17 protein-coding genes and 1 pseudogene are annotated in these 21031 nt (G+C 72.5%); 14 read left to right on the top strand and 4 right to left on the bottom strand.

Annotated elements, in window-relative coordinates; all coding sequences use genetic code 11:
• Positions 1 to 39: 39 nt before the first annotated feature.
• Together KXC43_RS11895 and KXC43_RS11890 are read right to left on the bottom strand one after the other, a co-directional pair.
• On the bottom strand, positions 40 to 762 hold the full coding sequence (locus tag KXC43_RS11895; protein WP_221376290.1) for an ABC transporter ATP-binding protein: 723 nt from the start codon (positions 760 to 762) through the stop codon (positions 40 to 42).
• A 111-nt stretch (positions 763 to 873) separates the two neighbouring features.
• The gene (locus tag KXC43_RS11890) at positions 874 to 2391 is read right to left on the bottom strand and encodes a hypothetical protein (protein ID WP_221376073.1); all 1518 of its coding nucleotides are present in this window, start codon (positions 2389 to 2391) and stop codon (positions 874 to 876) included.
• A 358-nt stretch (positions 2392 to 2749) separates the two neighbouring features.
• Here KXC43_RS11890 and KXC43_RS11885 point away from each other — a divergent pair, with 358 nt between their 5' ends.
• The 4 genes and pseudogenes from KXC43_RS11885 (at position 2750) to KXC43_RS11870 (ending at position 7054) form a co-directional block, all read left to right on the top strand.
• On the top strand, positions 2750 to 3169 hold the full coding sequence (locus tag KXC43_RS11885; RefSeq protein ID WP_221376072.1) for a hypothetical protein: 420 nt from the start codon (positions 2750 to 2752) through the stop codon (positions 3167 to 3169).
• A gap of 1250 nt (positions 3170 to 4419) precedes the next feature.
• Positions 4420 to 4866 (top strand): annotated as a pseudogene (hisI, locus tag KXC43_RS11880) (phosphoribosyl-AMP cyclohydrolase); the annotation flags it as partial.
• 107 nt (positions 4867 to 4973) lie between these two features.
• Positions 4974 to 6506 (top strand): anthranilate synthase component I, encoded by a 1533-nt coding sequence (locus tag KXC43_RS11875; RefSeq protein ID WP_221376071.1) that lies wholly within the window; start codon positions 4974 to 4976, stop codon positions 6504 to 6506.
• On the top strand, positions 6503 to 7054 hold the full coding sequence (locus KXC43_RS11870) for a Trp biosynthesis-associated membrane protein (RefSeq protein ID WP_221376070.1): 552 nt from the start codon (positions 6503 to 6505) through the stop codon (positions 7052 to 7054). Before KXC43_RS11875 ends, KXC43_RS11870 begins: the two co-directional genes overlap by 4 nt.
• Before the next feature lie 14 nt (positions 7055 to 7068).
• Here the strand turns inward: KXC43_RS11870 and KXC43_RS11865 are convergent, their stop codons facing one another.
• Positions 7069 to 7320: a hypothetical protein gene (locus KXC43_RS11865; protein WP_308129053.1), complete on the bottom strand. Its 252-nt coding sequence runs from the start codon at positions 7318 to 7320 to the stop codon at positions 7069 to 7071.
• A gap of 371 nt (positions 7321 to 7691) precedes the next feature.
• Here KXC43_RS11865 and trpC point away from each other — a divergent pair, with 371 nt between their 5' ends.
• From trpC to KXC43_RS11825, 8 genes are read left to right on the top strand one after another with little or no spacing between them, the layout of a single operon-like run.
• Positions 7692 to 8495 carry an indole-3-glycerol phosphate synthase TrpC gene (gene trpC, locus KXC43_RS11860; RefSeq protein ID WP_221376288.1) on the top strand — a complete coding sequence of 268 codons (804 nt, stop codon included), beginning with the start codon at positions 7692 to 7694 and terminating at the stop codon, positions 8493 to 8495.
• Positions 8492 to 9733, top strand: coding sequence for a tryptophan synthase subunit beta (gene trpB / locus KXC43_RS11855; protein ID WP_221376068.1), 1242 nt, complete (start codon positions 8492 to 8494; stop codon positions 9731 to 9733). Before trpC ends, trpB begins: the two co-directional genes overlap by 4 nt.
• The gene (gene trpA / locus KXC43_RS11850; protein ID WP_221376067.1) at positions 9730 to 10539 is read left to right on the top strand and encodes a tryptophan synthase subunit alpha; all 810 of its coding nucleotides are present in this window, start codon (positions 9730 to 9732) and stop codon (positions 10537 to 10539) included. The genes trpB and trpA overlap by 4 nt, the downstream gene beginning before the upstream one ends.
• A 59-nt stretch (positions 10540 to 10598) precedes the next feature.
• Entirely contained in the window at positions 10599 to 11768 is a 1170-nt protein-coding gene (lgt, locus tag KXC43_RS11845; protein ID WP_308129052.1) for a prolipoprotein diacylglyceryl transferase, read from the top strand.
• A gap of 5 nt (positions 11769 to 11773) precedes the next feature.
• Positions 11774 to 12946 carry an FAD-dependent oxidoreductase gene (locus tag KXC43_RS11840; RefSeq protein ID WP_221376066.1) on the top strand — a complete coding sequence of 391 codons (1173 nt, stop codon included), beginning with the start codon at positions 11774 to 11776 and terminating at the stop codon, positions 12944 to 12946.
• A gap of 44 nt (positions 12947 to 12990) precedes the next feature.
• Complete coding sequence (locus KXC43_RS11835) at positions 12991 to 13302, top strand: hypothetical protein (protein WP_221376065.1); 312 nt, start codon at positions 12991 to 12993, stop codon at positions 13300 to 13302.
• The gene (locus KXC43_RS11830; RefSeq protein ID WP_221376064.1) at positions 13272 to 13592 is read left to right on the top strand and encodes a hypothetical protein; all 321 of its coding nucleotides are present in this window, start codon (positions 13272 to 13274) and stop codon (positions 13590 to 13592) included. Before KXC43_RS11835 ends, KXC43_RS11830 begins: the two co-directional genes overlap by 31 nt.
• Complete coding sequence (locus KXC43_RS11825; RefSeq protein WP_221376063.1) at positions 13526 to 13942, top strand: hypothetical protein; 417 nt, start codon at positions 13526 to 13528, stop codon at positions 13940 to 13942. The genes KXC43_RS11830 and KXC43_RS11825 overlap by 67 nt, the downstream gene beginning before the upstream one ends.
• Here KXC43_RS11825 and KXC43_RS11820 read toward each other — a convergent pair.
• Entirely contained in the window at positions 13937 to 14803 is an 867-nt protein-coding gene (locus tag KXC43_RS11820) for a GNAT family N-acetyltransferase (protein ID WP_221376062.1), read from the bottom strand. The two genes, KXC43_RS11825 and KXC43_RS11820, sit on opposite strands and share 6 nt — an antisense overlap.
• Positions 14804 to 14995: 192 nt before the next feature.
• Here KXC43_RS11820 and gltB point away from each other — a divergent pair, with 192 nt between their 5' ends.
• Positions 14996 to 19546: a glutamate synthase large subunit gene (gltB, locus tag KXC43_RS11815; protein WP_308129051.1), complete on the top strand. Its 4551-nt coding sequence runs from the start codon at positions 14996 to 14998 to the stop codon at positions 19544 to 19546.
• Positions 19539 to 21011, top strand: a complete 1473-nt coding sequence (locus tag KXC43_RS11810; protein ID WP_221376060.1) for a glutamate synthase subunit beta — start codon at positions 19539 to 19541, stop codon at positions 21009 to 21011. Before gltB ends, KXC43_RS11810 begins: the two co-directional genes overlap by 8 nt.
• Positions 21012 to 21031 lie beyond the last annotated feature (20 nt).

The raw sequence follows: 21031 nt of genomic DNA, 5'->3' as shown, positions 1-21031 counted from the left end.
CTCCTGTGTCGTGCGCTCGTGGTCCTGCGGTTGCCTCGCTCACGCCGCCACCTCGTCGAGCCGGCGGATCAGCCGCAGGAAGGCTTCCTCGAGGTCGTCGGTGCCGGACCGCGCGCGGATCGCGGCCGGGGTGTCGTCGCCGATCAGCCGGCCCTCGCGGACGAGCAGCAGGCGGTCGCAGCGGCCGGCCTCGTCCATCACGTGGCTCGAGACCAGCAGCGTGGCGCCGGCCGCGGCCAGCTCGTGGAAGCGCGTCCACAGGTCGGCCCGCAGCACGGGGTCCTGTCCGACGGTCGGCTCGTCGAGCACCAGCAGCTTCGGGTCGCCGATGAGCGCGCAGGCCAGCGACGCCCGGCTGCGCTGGCCGCCGGAAAGGTTGCCGACCAGTTGGTTGCGCGCGCCGGCCAGTCCCACGTCGGTGATCGCGCGGTCGGCCTCGACGGATCCGAGGCCGCGCAGGGCGGCGAAGTAACGGGCGTTCTCTCGTACGGAAAGGTCGGCGTACACGCTCGGGGCCTGGGTGACATAGCCCAGCTCGCGCCGCAGGGGAGCGCTGCCCGCGGGACGGCCGAGCACCGTCACCGTGCCCGACCGGACGATCTGGACGCCGACGATCGCCCGGATCAGGGTGGTCTTGCCGCTGCCGCTGGGGCCGAGCAGGCCCGTCACGCTGCCGGCCGGGATGTCGCACGAGATGCCGTTCAGCACCGTCCTCTTCCCGCGCTCGACGACGAGAGTGCGCACCTCTATCGCGTTGTCCATCGTTTCCTCCAGAAAATTCATCGAGCAATGAATTCAACGCTAGATGAATTCCTCGGGCAGAAAAAGACCCCCGACCCTTTCGTACGGGTACGGGGGTTCTTCTCTACCGGCTCAGAGGGCCAGGATCCGGTCCAGGAACTCCCGGTAGCCGCGCATCGCCATCCGCATGCTCTCGGTGTCGGGCGTGCCGCTGCCCCGCAACGGGTCGAGCTCGTCGCGCTCGGCCAGCAACGCCTCGGTGAGCTCGTTGACCGCGTCCGTGAGCAGGTCGTGGGCCCGGGTCAGAGCCGTCTCGGGATCGTCGACGAACTCCGCCTTGACCTCGTGCCAGGCCGCTCGGAAGTGACGGACCGCGTCGTCGTCCCAGAACGCGATGTGACCGGCCGCGACATCGCCCGGGCGCAGCGGGGCGTCGTCGGCCTCCGGCCCGTCCGGGGCAGCCCGCCGGCCGCGGCGCACCGGCTCGGCGTCCTCGAGGCTGGCCGACCGGCGCTTGTCCGTCTCGTCGCCCAGCACGTCGCCGAAGCTGATGCTGACCGAGGGCTTCTCGTCGGCCGGCTGAGGCTGCGGCTTGGCCACCGGCACCGGGATGCTGACCGCGGCCCGGGGCGCCGGAACGCCCGACACGGGCCCGGCCGCCGGATCAGGCAGGGCGGGGGTGTACGACGGGGGCTGGCCGAACGTGGCGCCGAAGACCGGCCCGCCGGACACGGGCGAGGCCGAGACCGGCGCGCTCGAGATCGGCGCACCGGAAACCGGCGCACCCGAGGACGGCGGGGCCGAGACCGGCGGGGCCGAGGTCGGCCCGACGATCGGATGAGTCGAGGTCGGCACCGAGGCCCACCCGGCGGCGGCCCGGCGCGGGTCGTCCTCGGGAATGCTGCGGCGGCCCGGGGCCTCCTCGTCGACACCGAAGGCGCGCCGACCGGTCGGCGCGTCAGCTTCCGGAGCCCCGAAGGCCGGGCGCCCCGCGTCGTCGGCCCCGAGACCCGGGGCGGCCCGGCGGCCGGTGGGCTCGCCGGTCTCGCGACGGCTGGGCCGGTCGTCGGTTCCGGCGCCCGGCCCGGAGATCGGCGCCGCCGGTCCGGCGCCGGAGGTCGGAACACCGGAGAATCCGGCCCGTCCGTTCATGTCATCACGCCCGTTCTCGTCTCGCGGTTCCCGTTGCCCGGGCCCCTCCCCGTGGCCGGCGCCCGGCAGGCCCGGACTTGCGGCCCAGCCGTTCACTTCGCCGTGCCCGGCGCCCGGCAGGTCCGGGCCCGCGGCCCGGTCGTTGACCTCGCCGCGCCCGGTGCCCAGCAGATCCGAGCCCGTAGACCGGCCGTTCAGTTCGCCGTGCCCGGCGCCCGGCAGATCCGAGCCCACGGACCGGCCGTTCGCTTCGCCGTGCCCGGCGCCCGGCAGATCCGGACCTGCGGACCGGCCGTTGACCTCGCCGTGCCCGTGCCCGTTGAGGCCGGGCCGTGGCTCGGCCGTGTTGCGTCCGCCGAACAGGAACCGGCTGTTGCGCCCGCCCAGCCCGAAGCCCCCGAACTCGCGGTCCCAAGGGTTGCCCAGCCCGGACTCTACGGCCGCCCGTTCCCCGCCGCCGTTCCCAGAAGCGGGGGAGTGATCAGAATCGCGGTCCACCGGCCCGTGGACCGCCGGCGGTGCACTGACCTGCCCCGGAGGAGTACTGACCGGCCCCGGCGCCGTACCGGCCCGCGTCGGCACGCCGCTTACGGGCGATGACGGCCCGTCCACGGCTTCGAACGACCTGCTTTCCGCTTCGGGTGGCGCGATCCCGGCTTCGGGCTGCCAGCTTGAGGCTTCGGACGGCGTGCTCCCGGCTTCGGGCTGCCAGCTTGAGGCTTCGGGCGGCGTGTTCCCGGTTTCGGATGGCCAGCGCGGGGCTTCGGATGGCGCGCTCCCGGCTTCGGGCCGCCTGGTCGAGGCCTCGGATGGCGTGCTCGACGCTTCCGCCGGCGTGCTTGCGGATTCCGATGGCATGCTCACGGGGCCGGATCGCCTGGTCAAGGCCTCGGACGGCGTGCTCGCGGGTTCCGACGTCCTGCTTCCGGACGAGGGAAGGCCGCTCACCGGCCCGGACGGCCTGTTCCAGGACGCGGGTGGCCCGCTCACGGAACTGGGCGCCCCGCTGACCGGGCCGGGCGCATGCGCGCCGGTGCCCTGCTGCGGCACACCGAAGGCGCCATCGGCGCTGAACGGGCTTCGCTCGTCGTCCGAGCCGTTCCGATCGGGCGAGCCGCTACTACCGGCGTTCCCGCGGCCGGAGGTGTTCTCGCCGAGAGTGCTGTGCTCACTGGTCGGCCCGAACCCGTCCCACGTGCCGCGCGACCCGAGCTCGCCGAACGGGCTACGCCCGCCGCTCCGAGCCGAGCGGTCGCCCCCGAACGCCCCGTTGTGACCGCGCGAGCCGATCGGATCCCCGCCGCGAGCCGCATCGTTGCCCCCGATCGGGCCGTCGGAGGTCGGTGGGTCATCGGAACCGAGCGAACCATCGGCGCCGCGCCGGACGTCACCGCGGCCGGAATCGTTACTGCCGAGCTGTCCGGCGTCGCCGAGCGACCTGTCGGTGCCCAGGGGATCATCGCTCCGCCCGGGGTCACTACTGCCGAACGGACGGTCAGCGCCCTGCCCGCTGTCGGGGCCGAGCCGATCTTTGCTGCGACCTGGGCCCGTGCCGGTGCCGGGCCCGGTGAGCGCGTCGTTGCCGTGAGCCGAACCGGTGCCGCCACCAGGTCCACCGATGGGCGTCAGCCCTCCGGCCGAGCTGTTGGCCGGTCCCGGGCCGGCGGTCGGTTGGGGGCCGCCGGAAGCGGGTCCGCCGAACTCGTACGCCGCTGAAGGGCTGCTTTGACCGTAAGTTCCCGCCGCGAACGGCAGCCGTGGCCCGACGGGCCCGCTCTCCACCGTCGTCGGCCGGCTGATGCCGGGCGGCCCGCTGACCGGGCCCTCCACGCCGAGCCCGTCCGAATTCCGCCGCGAGCCCAGCGCCACCATCTCGGTTTCACCCGAAAGTGTGCCCGGCATCGCGGACGAATCGGACGCTTCCGCTTCGCCTTCGCCGTCGCGGCTCACCGGCCAGAATCGGGCCAGCCCCCGCGTCGACCGAGCGTTGTCGGGGTTGGACGTCGGCTCCATCGGTTTGAGACTCCCGTCGCTGCGGCTCCGCCACCCGCTCTTCTGAGCTGCGGGAACCCTCTCGGGAGGCGGTCATGAGCACCCCTGGCTGGGTGCAACGCACGACGACGGTACCGAACAGCCGGTCCAACGGCACTACCCGTGCCCGGATCGTGGGCCTTCCGCGGACCGCCCCGCGGCTTGCACACAGGGCTACCACGCTGCCCACGCCCGGGGCCGGCGCGCCGGGATCACTCCGCTGTGCGCACAGGACAGGCTCACGACTGTGGATGACCGACTCCGCCGGCCAACGAAAAGTCGTAGAGTCCGCCACCCTGGGCGGGTGGGCTGGGTGGGGGGCGTAGACGGCGGCTGCTCCCGATACGGATCTTCGGCCGGCCTCACCGGGCGCGCAGGACGGCTCGGGCGCCGCCGGGCGTGCAGGACGGCTCGGGCGCCGCCGAGCGCGCAGGACGGCTCGGGCGCCGCCGGCCGGGGTGGGACGGCTCGGGGTGACGTAAACGGCAAGCCCGGATCGCGGGGGCCGAGTTCGCAGCGCGCGACCCGCCCGAGCCGGGGCGTCGGGCGGACTCGGGTGACTTCGGGCGATGGGGGAGAATTGATCGCGTGGCAGTCAAGACCGAATTGGATCCGGCCATCGCGGCCCGGCTCAAGCGCACCCCCGAGGGGCTTGTCGCGGCGATCGTGCGGGAGCACGGCAGCGGCGACGTGCTGATGCTGGCCTGGATGGACGACGAGGCGTTGCACCGCACGCTCACCACCGGGCGGGCGACCTATTGGTCGCGCAGCCGGCAGGAGTACTGGGTGAAGGGCGCGACCTCCGGTCACCACCAGCACGTGCGTGGCGTCGCCCTCGACTGTGACGGCGACGCTCTGCTGGTCACCGTCGATCAGACCGGCGCCGCCTGCCACACCGGCAAGCACACCTGCTTCTTCGACGAGCTGCCCCTGACGAACGGCGACGAGCTGCCCCTGACGAACGGCGACGAGCTGCCCCTGACGAACGGCGACGAGCTGCCCCAGGCGAAAGACGGCGAGCTGCACCCGGCGAGAAACGCGGAGCAGTCGTGACCACCGGCGCCGTCTTCCCCGACGAGGCGGAGTTCCTGCGGCAGCGCCGCCGGGTCGTGCCGGTCACCCGCCGGCTGCTGGCCGACGGCGAGACCCCGGTCGGCGTCTACACGAAGCTGGCCGGCGGCCCGGGCACCTTCCTGCTCGAGTCGGCCGAGCAGGGCGCGGGCCCGTCCGGGGCGGCCTGGTCGCGGTATTCGTTCGTCGGGGTGCGCAGCGCGGCCACGCTGGTCGAGCGGGACGGCGAGGCGCATTGGCTGGGCGCGCCGCCCGCGGGCGTGCCGCTCGGCGGCGACCCCGTGGTGGCGCTGCGCGAGACCGTGGCCGCGCTCGCCGACGGTCCGGCACCGGACGATCTGCCCCCGCTGACCGGCGGCATGGTCGGCTATCTCAGCTATGACCTCGTACGCCGTTTCGAGCGCCTGCCGCAGTCGGCCACCGACGACCTGGCCCTGCCCGAGCTGGGCATGATGCTCGCCACCGACCTGGTTGTGCTCGACCACTACGACGGCTCGGCGATCCTGGTCGCCAACGCGGTGCTGGCCGAGGACGCCGACGAGCGGGCCAAGCTCGCCGCGTATCACAACGCGGTCGGCCGGCTGGACGCGATGACCACGGCGTTGTCGCGGCCCACGCCACCGATGATCTCCATGGTGGAGCGCCGGCGGGCCGGTGAGCCGGTGAGCCGTACGGCGCCGGGCGAATATCAAAAGGCGGTCGACGAGGCCAAGGAGGCGATCCGGGCCGGCGAGTGTTTCCAGATCGTCGTCGCGCAGCGTTTCGAGCGGCCCACCGACGCCGACCCGCTCGACGTCTACCGCGTGCTGCGGGCGACGAACCCCAGCCCGTACATGTATCTCCTGCGATTCGACGACTTCGACATCGTCGGGTCCTCGCCCGAGGCGCACCTGAAGGTCAGCGCCGACGAGGGGGGCACCCGCCGCGCCCTGCTGCACCCGATCGCCGGCACCCGCTGGCGCGGCGCCACCCCGGAGCAGGACAACGCCCTGGCCGCCGAGCTGCTGGCCGACCCGAAGGAACGTTCCGAGCACGTCATGCTGGTCGACCTGGGCCGCAACGACCTGGGCCGGGTGTGCCGGGCCGGGTCGGTCGAGGTGCCCGAGTTCGCCCGCATCGAGCGCTACAGCCATGTCATGCACATCGTCTCGACGGTGACCGGCGAGCTGCGCGACGACCGGTCGGCGTTCGACGCGCTGGCGGCGACGTTCCCGGCGGGCACGTTGTCGGGTGCGCCGAAGGTACGCGCCATGGAGATCATCGAGGGACTCGAGCCGACCCGCCGTGGCCTCTACGGCGGCACGGTCGGCTACTTCGGTTTCGCGGGCGACATGGACATGGCGATCGCGATCCGCACCGCCCTGCTCAAGGACGGCGTCGCCTACGTAGGCGCCGGGGCGGGCATCGTGGCCGACTCCGATCCGGCGGCCGAGGAGCAGGAGACCCGCAACAAGGCGGCGGCTGTCCTGGCCGCGATCGCCTCGGCGGAGACCCTGCGCGCCGCCCGATGAACCGACGTTCGTACCTCTTGTCCTTGCTGGCCTGTCTGGCCGGGGCCGGCCTGGCGGCGTACGGCGCCACCCGCACCTGGTCCGTGCAGGTGACCCCGCGGCCGGGTCTGTCCGACCTGCGGACGGTCGCGACCGGCACCGACATCGCGCCGTGGCTGATCGGCCTGGCGCTGGTCGGCCTGGCCGGCACGGGAGCGTTGCTCGCCACGCACGGCTGGCTGCGCCGCGGCCTGGGCGGCCTGCTCGTGCTGGTGGGTGCCGGGGTGGCTGTCGCCGCGATCGCCGGCCGCGCCGGTCTCGACACCGGCGAGGCGGGTGCGGGCGGCACCGTGTGGCCGGTGGCCTGCGCCTTCGGCGGCGCGATCATCGCGCTGGGTGGGCTCACGGCCGCGCGTCAGGGACATCTGTGGCCGCGCATGTCGGCCCGGTACGACCGGAAGCCCTCGGCCCCGGCCGAAGCGCCCGCGCCCGCCGGCCTCAACACCAAGCCGGTCGACAACCGTGCGGCCTGGGACTCCCTGGACCGCGGGGACGATCCGACCGACTAGACGATCCGACCGAGCTAGCGGGCCCGCACCAGGCTGCGGCGGGCGACCATGGCCGCGACCTCGCGGGTCAGCTCGGCCTGGGCCTCGTGCTGGGCACGATTCTCCAGAGTCGCCGCCCAGGCGTTGTCGCGGGCGGTGCGTACCTTGTCGTCGCCCACCACCCGGCGCTGCACGCCGATGACGAGGTCGGCGGCGACGGAGACGAGGGCGCGGGAGACATTCGCGAATCCGACGGGCTCGGTCGGAGCGGTCCGGATGGCGGCCACGGGAAACTCCACATCGATCGCTCTGGGCTGGCCGGCGTGCGTGACGCCTCGACCAGTCTGCCTGGGACTCATCATGAACGGTCCGTATTTCCGGTGAGTGACGGTCGCGTTTACGCGCGGTGGGGGTCCACCGATCAGATGAGGTGCCCCTGCACAACGCGCCGGCGGGCCTGTGGCTGCTGTGACAGAAGAGACAGCGCGCACCCGGGCAGGCGGCATTATGCCCCAGGCCACCTGGTGAGGCGCGCCATACCCCGGGGGGTCTTGTGCGACCGCGACCTCCTAGCATCGGTCGGAGGACACCCGGAGAGGGGAGTCGTTTCGTGACATCCGAACAGCAGGCGGAAGCGGGTTCTGGCGGACCGCAGAACGTGCTGGAGGAGATCCTCGCCGGTGTGCGCGAGGACGTGGCGGCCCGGCAGGAGCAGGTGCCGCTCGAGCAGGTTCGTGAGCTGGCGGCGGCAGCGCCACCGGCCATCGACGCCTACGCGGCGTTGCGCAAGCCCGGCGTGGCCGTGATCGCCGAGGTGAAGCGGTCGTCGCCGTCCAAGGGCGCGCTGGCCGACATCCCCGACCCGGCCGAACTGGCGGGGGAGTACGCGGCGGGCGGCGCCCGCTGCATCAGCGTGCTCACCGAGGGCCGATGGTTCGGCGGTTCGCTCGACGATCTGAAGGCCGTGCGCGCCTCGGTGCAGATTCCGGTGCTGCGCAAGGATTTCGTGGTCTCCAGCTATCAGGTGCACGAGGCCCGCGCCCACGGCGCCGACCTGGTGCTGCTCATCGTGGCCGCGCTCGAGCAGAACGTGCTCATGGGCCTGCTCGAGCGGATCGAGTCGCTCGGCATGACGGCGCTGGTCGAGGTCCACAACGAGGAGGAGGCGGACCGCGCCCTCGAGGCGAACGCGAAGGTCATCGGGGTCAACGCCCGCGACCTGCGCACGCTCGAGGTCGACCGGTCGGTCTTCGAGCGGATCGCGCCCGGGCTGCCCAACAACGTCGTGAAGATCGCCGAGTCGGGTGTGCGCGGGCCGCACGACCTGATCCGGTACGCGTCGGCCGGCGCCGACGCCGTGCTGGTCGGCGAGGGGCTGGTGACCCAGAAGTCGCCCCGCGACGCCGTGGCCGAGCTGGTCAACGCGGGCAACCACCCGGCGACGCCGCGGCCGGTCCGGTGAGCGCGCCGACGCTGCCCGACCTGTCCGGGCATTTCGGCCGGTACGGCGGCCGGTTCGTTCCGGAGGCCCTCGTCCGGGCGCTGGACGAGCTCGACGCCGCGTACCGGTCGGCCAAGACCGACCCGGTCTTCCAGGCCGAGTTCGAGAGCCTGCTGGTCAACTACGCGGGGACCCCGTCGCTGCTCTACCGGGCGGAGCGGCTCTCCGAACGGCTCGGCGCCGAGATCCTGCTCAAGCGGGAGGACCTGAACCACACGGGCGCCCACAAGGTGCGCAACGTGCTGGGCCAGGCCCTGCTGGCCAAGCGGATGGGCAAGCCCCGGGTGATCGCGGAGACCGGCGCCGGCCAGCACGGCGTCGCCTCGGCCACCGCGGCCGCCCTGCTCGACCTCGAGTGTGTCGTCTACATGGGCGAGATGGACACCGAGCGGCAGGCGCTCAACGTGGCCCGGATGCGCATGCTCGGCGCCACGGTCGTGCCGGTCACCAACGGCTCGCGCACCCTGAAGGACGCGCTGAACGAGGCGCTGCGCGACTGGGTGGCCAGCGTCGACACCACGCACTACCTGCTGGGCACGGCGGCCGGCCCGCACCCGTTCCCCGAGATCGTGCGCGACTTCGTGGGCGGTATCGGCATCGAGGCCCGGGCCCAGTGCCTGGCCCAGCTCGGCCGGCTGCCCGACGTGGTGGCCGCGTGCGTGGGCGGCGGATCCAACGCGATCGGCATCTTCCACGCGTTCGTCCCCGACGAGTCCGTGCAGCTGTACGGGTTCGAGGCGGGCGGCGAGGGCGTGGCCACCGGCCGGCACGCGGCGTCGATCACCGGCGGCTCGTCCGGCGTGCTGCACGGCGCTCGCACGTACGTCCTGCAGGACTCCGACGGGCAGACCGTCGAGTCGCACTCGATCTCGGCCGGCCTCGACTACCCGGGGGTCGGGCCCGAGCACGCCTGGCTGCACGACACCGGGCGGGCCGAGTACGAGCCGGTGACCGACGACGAGGCGATGGCCGCGTTCCAGCTCCTCTGCCTCACCGAGGGCATCATCCCGGCCATCGAGAGCGCGCACGCGCTGGCCGGCGCCGCCCGCATCGTGCCGCAGCTGCGGGCCGAGCTGGGCCGCACGCCGACGATCCTGGTCAACCTGTCCGGCCGCGGCGACAAGGACGTCCACACCGCGGGCGCCTACTTCGGCATCCTCGACCCGGTCGAGGCGATCGTCCCGGGGGAGAACGCGTGAGCATCGCCGAGGTCTTCCACAAGGCCAAGGCCGAAGATCGGGCCGTGCTGGTCGGCTGCATGCCGGCCGGCTTCCCGACCGTGGACGACAGCATCGCCTCGATGATCGCGATGCACGAGGCCGGCTGCGACGTCATCGAGGTCGAGCTGCCCTACTCCGACCCGGTGATGGACGGCCCGGTGATCCAGCGGGCCAGCGACATCGCGCTCAGCCGGGGCGTGCGCACCCGCGACACGCTGCGGATCATCGACGCGGTCGCGAGCGCCGGGGCCACGGTCGTGCTCATGACCTACTGGAACCCGATCGAGAAGTACGGTGTGAACGCGTTCGCCCGCGATCTGGCGGCGGCCGGCGCCACCGGCATGATCACGCCCGACCTGATCCCGGACGAGGCGGCCGAGTGGATCGCCGCCGCCGACGAGCACCGTCTCGACCGTACGTTCCTGGTGTCGCCGTCCTCGACCGACGAACGCCTCGCGATGACCGTCGCCCACTGCCGCGGCTTCGTCTACGCCACCGCATTGATGGGCGTCACGGGCGCGCGCACCTCGGTGTCCTCGCAGGCGCCGGAGCTGGTCGATCGGGTGCGCCACACCAACCCGGACATGCCCGTGGGTGTCGGTCTGGGCGTCGGCACCGGCGCCCAGGCGGCCGAGGTGGCCGGCTTCGCCGACGGGGTGATCGTCGGCAGCGCGCTCATCCGCTGTGTGCTCGAGGCGCCCGACCGCGCCACCGGCCTGTCGCGGCTTCGCGCGCTGAGCGCGGAACTGGCCGAGGGCGTGCGCAACCCGGCGAAGGCGCGCTGAGCGCGGAACTGGCTGAGGGTGTGCGTAACCCGGCGAAGTAAAACCGGTAGCCTGCACCCGTGGACCTCGCCGCAATCCCCAGTCCGACAATCTCCGTCTGGCACCTGCTCGGCCTGCCCGTGCGGGCGTATGCGATCTGCATCGTCCTGGGCATCGTCGCCGCCTGCCTGATCATGGAATATCGGATGCGCAGCCGGGGTGTCGCCCGCTGGGCCTCCCTCGACATCGCGGTGTGGGCGGTGCCGTTCGGCATCGTCGGCGCCCGGCTCTACCACCTGGCCACCTCGCCGCAGGATTATTTCGGCGCCGGTGGCGACCCGGTCCGTGCCCTCTACATCTGGGAGGGCGGCCTCGGCATCTGGGGCGCGGTGCTCGGCGGTGCGGTCGGCGCCTGGCTCGGCGCCCGCCAGCTGGGGCTGACCCTCGGCCTGGTCGCCGACGCGCTGGCCCCGGGCCTCGCCGTGGCGCAGGCGATCGGCCGGGTCGGCAACTGGTTCAACAACGAGCTGTACGGCAAGGTCACCACGCTGCCGTGGGGTCTCGAGGTCCACGACATGGACAGGTCGAACCCCGGCCACGCCACCCGCATCGACGGGCAGGCGGTGACGCTGCCCGACCTCTACCACCCGACGTTCCTCTACGAGTTGCTCTGGAACCTGGGTGTGGCGCTGCTGGTGTGGCTGGCCGACCGCAAGTACAAGTTCGGCCGCGGCCGGGCCTTCGCGCTGTACGTGATGGCCTACACGGTGGGCCGGGTGTGGATCGAGATGCTGCGTGTCGACGAGGCGAACCGCCTGTTCGGCGTGCGGCTCAACGTGGTCACCTCGGTCGTCGTCTTCCTGGGCGCGCTCATCTACTTCCTGATCGTCCGCGGCCCGCGCGCCTATGTGGTGCCCGACGACGCGCCCGAGGTCGAGCCCGAGCCGTCCGCGGCGAGCGACGTCTCCCAGGTCGACGTGACGGCGGCCGAGTCGACGCGCGATGCCACGCCCAAGGGTTACCAGGTGGTCAGCGAGGCGAGGTTCCAGGCCTACCGCCGTACGGGAATCCTGCCGCCCGACACCCCGGCCGACATGGCCGAGGAGATCGCCGCCGGCGGCCACCCGGCCGAGCGTGACCCGGCCGGCCCCGCGGGCAACGGCGCCGCCCTGCTCGCCACCGGCCACGCCGCCGGCGCCGGTCGGGAAGGCGGCGACGCCGAGCCGGAGTCCCGCAGCGACGAACACTGACCCGGGTGCGCACCGCGGTCGTCGTCGGCGCGGGCCTGGCCGGACTGGCCACCGCGGGTGCCCTGTCCCGTAGCGGCTGGCACGTCGTGCTGCTGGAACGGGGCGAGCGGGTGGCCGCGCCGCCCACCGCGCTGGTGCTGTGGCCCAACGGCCGTCGCGCGCTCGAGTCCCTCGACGCCGAGGGCGGCTGGTCGGCGATCGCCTGCCCGCTGCCCGACGGCGGCGTGCGCCGCCCCGACGGCCAGTGGCTGGTCACGCCGCGTTCCGGCGGCGCCGGTCCGGCTCCCGGCGCCGTACACCTGGAAGATCTCTACGACGCCCTGATGGCCGGCCTCGGCGACCTGGTCGAGATCCGGACGGGATTCGCGGTCACGACGATCCGCACCGGTCCGGGCCTGCGGCCGGTGATCGGCGACGGCCGCACCGAGATCGAGGCCGACCTGGTGGTCGCGGCCGACGGCATCGACAGCACGCTGCGCCGCACGCTCGCCCCCGAGTCGGCCGCGGTCGGCTCCGGTTTCGCCGCGTGGCAGGCCGTCATCCCGGGCTACCGGGTGCCGCCGGCCGGCCAGTCCGCCGGCGGCGAGACCCTGGGCGCCGGCTACCGGTTCGTGTCGATCCCGCTGGGCGAACGGGCCGCGGGCCAGGGCGGCGTCTACTGGGTCGCCACGGCGGCCGGCGCGCCCCGCCCCGAATCGCCGGCCACCCAGCTCGAGCTGCTGCGCCGCTGGTTCGCCGACTGGCATCCGCCGGTGGGTGAGCTGCTGGCCGCCACTCACGCCGACGAGCTGGTCCCGCAAGAGGTCCGCGAACTGCGTCCCCTTCCCCGGTCGTACGCCTTCCCGTCCGGCCCGGGCGGGGTCGTCCTGCTCGGCGACGCCGCCCACGCCATGCCGCACCACCTCGGCCAGGGCGCCTGCCTCGCCTTCGAGGACGCCGCCACCCTGCGCGCGCTGGCCGGCGAGGCCGCGCCGGGCCCCGCGCTGACCGCCGCCCTCGAGGCCTACAGCCGCCTGCGCCAGCCCCGCGCGACGACAGTCGTCCGCCAGACCCGCCGCATGTCGGCCGTGGTGCAGGCCCGCGGACGCCTGGCCCTGCGCGCCCGCGACGCGGCGCTCAACCACATGCGTCCTCGGATCCTCAGCGCGCCGTTCGCGGATTGGCGCCCTCCGGATTAGCCGAGCGGGTCGCCACGGAGCCGTGGCGTCGTTACGATCCGCCCGTGCTCGCCAACCTCGCGGCCGTGCTGGCCACGATCCCCGCTCCGGTGGCCCTGGCGCCCACCGAGCCCGCGCCCACCGATGTGCAGCTCGCCTGGGCCTCGGCCGAGCACCGCAACTTCGCGGTCACCTGGGACGAGGCGGGCGACTACCGCAACCGGATCGACATCGAGCCGGTGGACGGCGAACCGGCGAACCTGGCCGGTCAGTTCACCGAACCCGGGCAGCCGAACCGGGTCGTGCTGGACACGGGCCTGTTCGACGTCGACTACCGGATCCGGGGGTGGTGGTCGACGCGGACGGCAACGAGCTGAGCGAGCCGGCCTTCTCGCCGGAGTTCGACACCGACCGTACGGTGCCGGCCCGGATCACCAGTGCCGTGCCTCAGATCGACGGCTCGGTCCGGTTCTGGTGGGTGCCGGGCGCGTACATCGACTCCAATCCGGGTGACCCGCTCGACCTGCCGGCCGAGGACCCGTCGCGCTATCAGCCGGTCGTCACCCAGCCCGTCTCGCCCGAACGGGCAAGGCGACCGAGTTGTTGCGCAGCTGCGACCTGGCCGCCTGTGAGGACGCCGAGTGGCCGACCGCGGACCGGGCTCTGAAGCTGCAGGGGCGCGTCTCCGCGAGCAGCGCCTGGCAGACGATCGCGACGGCGAAGAGCCGGGCCGACGGCACCTACTCGGTCACCGTCGCCGTTGCCGGCACGCGGGAGTACCGGGTCATCGTCCCGCCGGTGCCGTGGGTGTCGGGTGATCAGGCTCTCGCGTACGCCGAGACACCGGCCCGGAAGGTGAACGTGGTCACCGAGCCGGCGGACGGCGACGGCGGTCAGGGCGGCGGGCTGCCCATCACGGGCACGCCGGTGATGTGGATCGCACTGGCCGGCGGGCTGCTCGTCGTGCTGGGTGTTGTGTTCGCCACCCTCGGGCGGGGCCGCCGGCGCCGGTCATAGTGTCGCCGCAGCCGGCTCGCCGATGCAGGCGGTGCCGATTCGCCGGAATCCCACCTTGGTGTAGAGCCGGGCGACATCGTCGTCACCGGCCGACAGGAACACCAGAGCGGCCCCGTCGGCCAGCGAGCGGCGGGCCAGCGCAGCGGTCAGCTGAGAGGCGTAGCCGCGCCGCCGGGCCGCCGGCAGGGTCGCCACGCCGGCGACCTCGGCCACGTCGCCCGACCGCATGACGGCGCCGGTGGCGAGGATGCCGTCGGGGGAGTCGACCACGGCCGTGTGGTAGTCGCCCGACGCGCTGCGTTCCTGCTGGCTGGCGATCAGAGCGGCGCTGAGCTCGGGCGTGGCGGCGTCCCGCTCGGCCGGCCCGGCCGGGACAGTCAGCAGCGCCCCCTCCAGCGGCGACCCGGCCGTGGCGGGCGCGCCGAAGGCCAGCTGTGCCACCGCCCGCGAGGCGGCCAGGTCGGCGGCGAAGGTGGACGCGGCCGGGTCGAGGAAGCGGATCGTGCCGCCCTGCACCGGCAGATCGGGCACGAGCGCGGCCGGGTCGAGCGTCAGCAGCGGCGCGAGCAGCACGTCGAGGCCGGCCGAGCGGGCCACGGCGAGCAGGTCGGGGGTGGTCTCGTGGACCCATTCGAAAGCCTCGGGCAGGCCCAGCTCTCGTTGCCGCTGCCGAGCGGCAGTAACATCAGCGGCAGAGGGAGTGCCTGCCCCGATCCGGGGGCGGGCGTAGTAAGGCCAGCCTTCGCCCTCGCGGACGAAGAGCACCAGCCCGCCGAACTCCTCGGCCCGTGCGTAGGGCCGGGGCAGGGCGTCGTAAAACCGCTCGAGCCTGACGAAGACGTCGGTATCCTGTTGCGCCACCGCGCGAGACTATCCAACGCAGGCGGATGTTCGGCTACCCCATTTTGCCGTGAAGGTCGATGAGCGCCCGATTCAAGTGTGATCCATCTGAACTGGCGGAGATCGGCACCTACTAACGTAGACTTCAGAGACTTTGCAGGGCCGACGTCGTCCCGACCTTGAAGTGAAACACCAGTGACGACAGGAGGCCCGGTGGCTTTTCCGCACCCTCAGGGGCTTTACGACCCGTCTCAGGAGCGCGACGCCTGTGGTGTCGCCTTCGTAGCGGATTTGTACGGCCGGCGTTCCCACGATGTGGTCGCCAAGGGCCTGTCGGCGCTCATCCGCCTCGACCACCGGGGCGCGCGCGGCGCTGAGTACAACACCGGTGACGGCGCCGGAATCATGATTCAGGTCCCGGACGAGTTCTACCGCGCCGTGGCCGGCTTCGAGCTGCCCCCTGCCGGTCACTACGCCACCGGTCTGGTCTTCCTGCCGGGCGACGACGGCGAGCGCGCCCGCGCCATCAAGATTGTCGAGAAGTACGCCCTGGTCGAGGGGGGCGACGTCCTCGGTTGGCGCGAGGTGCCGGTACGCCCGGACGGGCTGGGCCAGACGGCCGAGGACGCCCGCCCGGTCATCATGCAGGTCTTCCTGGCCGCGCACCGGCTCACCGGCGGCGCCGCGGGCCCGGCCGGCGAGCAGCTCGGCGGCATCGAGCTCGACCGGGTGGCGTTCACCATCCGCAAGCAGGCCGAGCGCGAGACGTCCCAGCGCGACGTGGCGGCGTACTTCCCGTCGCTGTCCTCGCGGACCGTCACCTACAAGGGCATGCTCACGCCCGACCAGCTGCCCGCGTTCTTCCCCGACCTGGTCGACGAGCGCGTGTCGAGCGCGATCGCCCTGGTCCACTCGCGGTTCGCGACCAACACGTTCCCGGCCTGGAGCCTGGCCCACCCGTACCGGTTCATCGCCCACAACGGCGAGATCAACACGATCCGCGGCAACAAGAACTGGATGGCCGCCCGCGAGGCGCTGCTGCAGTCCAAGACGCTGCCCGGCAACATCAAGCGGCTCTTCCCGATCAACACGCCCGACGCGTCCGACTCGGCCGGCTTCGACGAGGTGCTCGAACTGCTGCACCTGTCCGGGCGCAGCCTGCCGCACGCCATGCTGATGATGATCCCCGAGGCGTGGGAGAACGACCCCGGCATGGAGCCGAAGCGGCGAGCGTTCTACCGCTTCCATGCCAGCCTGATGGAGCCGTGGGACGGCCCGGCCAGCGTGGCGTTCACCGACGGCTCGATGATCGGCGCGGTCCTCGACCGCAACGGGCTGCGCCCCGGCCGCTGGTGGCACACCTCCGACGGCCTGGTCGTGCTGGGTTCCGAGGCGGGCGTGCTCGACCTCGACCCGGCCACCGTGGTCGCCAAGGGCCGCCTCCAGCCCGGCAAGATGTTCCTGGTCGACACCGCGGCCGGCCGCATCGTGCACGACGACGAGATCAAGGCCGAGCTGGCCGCGGCCGAGCCGTACGACGAGTGGTTGCACGCCGGGCTGATCCAGCTCGACGACCTGCCCCCGCGCGAGCACGTCATCTACACCCACGACTCGGTGCTGCGCCGTCAGCAGATCTTCGGCTACTCCGAGGAGGAGCTGAAGATCCTCATCGGACCGATGGCCCGCACCGGCGCGGAACCGCTGGGGTCGATGGGTACGGACACCCCCATCTCGCCGCTGTCGAAGCGGCCGCGGCTGCTGTTCGACTACTTCCATCAGCTGTTCGCCCAGGTCACCAACCCGCCGCTGGACGCCATCCGCGAGGAGCTGGTCACCAGCCTGGCGACCACCATCGGGCCCGAGGCCAACCTGCTCGACCCGGGGCCGGCCTCGTGCCGGCAGATCGTGTTGCCGTACCCGATCATCGACAACGACGAGCTGGCCAAGCTGCTGTCGATCGACGAGGACGGCGACCTGCCCGGCTTCAAGGCCGTGCGTGTCTCCGGTCTCTACCCGTTGCGCGACGGCGCGGCCGGCATCAAGGCCCGCCTCACCCAGATCTGCCGGCACGTGTCCGAGGCGATCGAGGACGGCGTGCGCATCCTCGTGCTCAGCGACCGCGACTCCAACGCCGACCTCGCGCCGATCCCGTCGCTGCTGCTCACGGCGGCCGTTCACCAGCATCTGGTGCGCGAGCAGACCCGTACGCAGGTCGCGCTGGTCGTCGAGTCGGGCGACTGTCGCGAGGTGCACCACGCGGCCGTGCTCATCGGCTACGGCGCCGCGGCGGTCAACCCGTACCTCGCCTTCGAGTCGGTCGACGACCTGATCGCCACCGGCTCGCTGGCCGGGCTCGACCCGAAGACCGCTGTGCGCAACTACGTCAAGGCGCTCGGCAAGGGCGTCCTCAAGATCATGTCCAAGATGGGCATCTCGACGGTGTCCTCGTACTGCGGTGCCCAGGTGTTCGAGGCCGTGGGTCTCGACAACCGGCTGCTGCAGCGTTACTTCGCCGGCACCAACGGGCGGATCGGCGGCTCGGGGCTGGCCGACATCCACGCCGAGGTGAAGGCGCGGCACGAGAAGGCGTACCCGGCCAACCCGGCGGAACGCACCCACCGCCGCCTCGAGGTCGGTGGCGAGTACCAGTGGCGCCGCGAGGGCGAGGTGCACCTGTTCAACCCCGAGACGGTGTTCCTGCTGCAGCACGCGACGCGGTCCCGGCAGTACGACGTCTTCCGCCAGTACACGTCCAAGGTGGACGGTCTGGCCGCCGAGGCCGGCTCGCTGCGCGGGCTCTTCAGCTTCAAGGACCGGACGCCCGTCCCGCTGGACGAGGTCGAGCCCGCGTCCGAGATCGTGAAGCGCTTCGCCACCGGCGCCATGTCGTACGGGTCGATCTCCGCCGAGTCGCACGAGACCCTGGCCATCGCCATGAACAACCTCGGCGGCAAGTCGAACACCGGCGAGGGCGGCGAGGACGTCGAGCGCCTCTACGACCCGCAGCGCCGCTCCGCGGTCAAGCAGATCGCCTCCGGCCGCTTCGGCGTCACCAGCGAATACCTGGTCAACGCGGACGACCTGCAGATCAAGATGGCGCAGGGCGCGAAGCCGGGCGAGGGCGGCCAGCTGCCCGGCAACAAGGTGTGGCCGTGGATCGCCAAGACCCGCCATGCCACCCCCGGTGTCGGCCTCATCTCGCCGCCGCCGCACCACGACATCTACTCCATCGAAGACCTGGCGCAGCTGGTCCACGACCTCAAGAACGTCAACCCGATGTCGCGGGTGCACGTCAAGCTGGTCAGCGAGATCGGCGTCGGTACGGTCGCGGCCGGCGTGGCCAAGCTCAAGGCCGACGTCATCCTGATCTCCGGCCACGACGGCGGCACCGGCGCGTCCCCGCTGAACTCGCTCAAGCACGCCGGCTCCCCGTGGGAGCTGGGCCTGGCCGAGGCGCAGCAGACGCTGCTGCTCAACAAGCTGCGCGACCGGGTCACCGTCCAGGTCGACGGCCAGCTCAAGACCGGCCGCGACGTGATCGTGGCCGCCCTGCTGGGCGCCGAGGAGTTCGGCTTCGCCACCGCGCCGCTGATCGTGAGCGGCTGCATCATGATGCGGGTCTGTCACCTCGACACGTGCCCGGTCGGCATCGCCACCCAGAACCCGGTGCTGCGCGAGCGGTACACCGGCAAGCCCGAGTTCGTCGAGAACTTCTTCCTGTTCCTCGCCGAAGAGGTCCGCGGATACCTGGCCGAGCTCGGCTTCCGCAGCATCGACGAGGCGATCGGCCACGCCGAGGTGCTCGACGTGCGGCCCGCGGTCAACCACTGGAAGGCCCAGGGCCTCGACCTGTCGCCGATCCTCTACGTGCCCGAGCTGCCCGAGGGCGCCTCCCGGCGCGGCGTGGTGGCCCAGGACCACGGCTTGGAGAAGGCGCTCGACAACAAGCTGATCGAGCTGGCTCAGCCGGCCCTGACCGACGGTGGCCCGGTGCACGCCGAGGTCGTGATCCGCAACGACAACCGCAGTGTGGGCGCCATGCTGGGCGGCGAGGTGACCCGTCGTTACGGCGGCGCCGGCCTGCCCGACGACACGATCTCGTTCACCCTGCGCGGCACCGGCGGCCAGTCGTTCGGCGCTTTCCTGCCCAAGGGCGTCACCCTGCGCCTGATCGGCGACACGAACGACTACGTGGCCAAGGGCCTGTCGGGCGGCCGCGTCATCGTGCGGCCGGACGACAACGCGCCGTTCGTCGCCGAGGACAACATCATCGCGGGCAACACCATTCTGTACGGGGCCACGAGCGGCGAACTGTTCCTGCGGGGCCGCGCCGGCGAGCGGTTCGCGGTGCGCAACTCCGGCGGCCAGGCGGTCGTCGAAGGCCTCGGCGACCACGGCTGCGAGTACATGACCGGCGGCACCGTGGTGGTGCTCGGCCCGACCGGCCGCAACTTCGCCGCCGGCATGAGCGGCGGCACCGCGTTCGTCCTCGACCTGTCGCCCACCCGGGTCAACCCGGAACTGGTCGACCTGACCCCGCTCACCGACGAGGAGCAGGAGCAGCTGCGCGGCCTCGTCGAGAAGCACGCCACCGAGACCGGCTCGGCCGTCGCCGAACGCCTGCTCAAGGACTGGCCCGCGGCCGTGGAACGGTTCACCGCCGTGGTGCCGCGCGACTACAAGCGCGTGATGGAACTGATCAGGACCGCCGAAGCCGCCGGTCGCAACGTCGACGAGGCGGTCATGGGGGTTAAAAGTGCCTGACCCGAACGGTTTCCTTCGCTACGAGCGGCAGCTGCCCAAGCGCCGCCCGGTCCCGGTCCGCATTCAGGACTGGCGCGAGGTCTACCCGCCCGCGGGCGAGGAGCTCATCCGCGACCAGGCGACGAGGTGCATGGACTGCGGCATCCCGTTCTGTCACGAGGGCTGCCCGCTCGGCAACCGCATCCCCGACTGGAACGACCTGGTGCGTACGGGCGCCTGGGAGTCGGCGGCCGAGTCGCTGCACGCCACCAACAACTTCCCGGAGTTCACGGGACGGCTGTGCCCCGCTCCCTGCGAGGCGGCGTGTGTGCTCGGCATCGCCGACGACCCGGTGACCATCAAGCAGGTCGAGGTCGAGATCGCCAACCATGCGTTCGACCTGGGGTACGTACGCCCCCAGCCCGCCCCCGTGTCCACCGGCAAGAAGGTCGCAGTGGTCGGCTCCGGCCCCGCCGGCCTGGCCGCGGCCCAGCAACTGGCCCGTGCCGGCCACGCCGTGACGGTCTACGAGCGCGACGACCGCATCGGCGGCCTGCTCCGCTACGGCATCCCCGACTTCAAGATCGAGAAGAGCGTGGTCGACGCCCGCCTGGCCCAGATGGAGGCCGAGGGCGTTGTCTTCGAGACCGGCGTCGAGGTCGGGGTCGACGTCACCGCCGACGACCTGCGTGACCGCTTCGACGCCGTTCTGCTGGCCGCCGGAGCGCTCGCGGGCCGCGACGCCTCCGACACCCCCGGCCGCGACCTCGACGGCGTCCACCTCGCGATGGAGCACCTGGTCCCGGCCAACCGGGTCGTGGCCGGCCTGCAGGACGGCACCCCCATCGACGCCGCCGGCAAGCACGTGGTCATCATCGGCGGCGGCGACACCGGCGCCGACTGCCTGGGCGTGGCCCACCGCCAGGGAGCGGCCAACGTGATCCAGCTCGACCAGTACCCGCTGCCCCCGTCGTCCCGCGCCGCCGAGCAGCACCCGTGGCCCACGTGGCCGGTCATCCTGCGCAACTACCCCGCGCACGAGGAGGGCGGCGAGCGCGTCTTCGGCGTGGCCGTCCAGGAGTTCGTCGACAACGGCCAGGGCCAGGTCAAAGCCGTCCGCATCGCCGACGTCACGGTCGAACGCGTCAACGGTGTCCGCACGGTCACCCTCACCCCCGGCTCGGAGCGAGACCTCCCCGCCGACCTGGTGCTGCTGGCCATCGGCTTCGAAGGCACCGAGAAGCAGCCGCTGCTCGACCAGTTCGGCATCGAACGAAACCGCCGGGGCGTCCTGGACGCCGACAACACGTGGCAGACATCGGCCCCCGGAGTCTTCGTAGCCGGCGACATGCACCGGGGCGCCTCGCTCATCGTCTGGGCCATCGCCGAGGGCCGCTCAGCCGCGGCCGCGATCCACGACTACCTGGGCGCCGCCGGCGAACTACCGGCACCCGTCCAGTCCTCGGCCCAGCCGATCGGCGTCTGACCCTTTATTGCGAGGGCCCG

Origin of the sequence: Paractinoplanes polyasparticus (genome assembly GCF_019710575.1) — a bacterium.
Classification (GTDB): domain Bacteria; phylum Actinomycetota; class Actinomycetes; order Mycobacteriales; family Micromonosporaceae; genus Actinoplanes; species Actinoplanes polyasparticus.
Note: the sequence above shows the minus strand (reverse complement) of the source record. Positions and strands in the feature narration are given on the sequence as shown.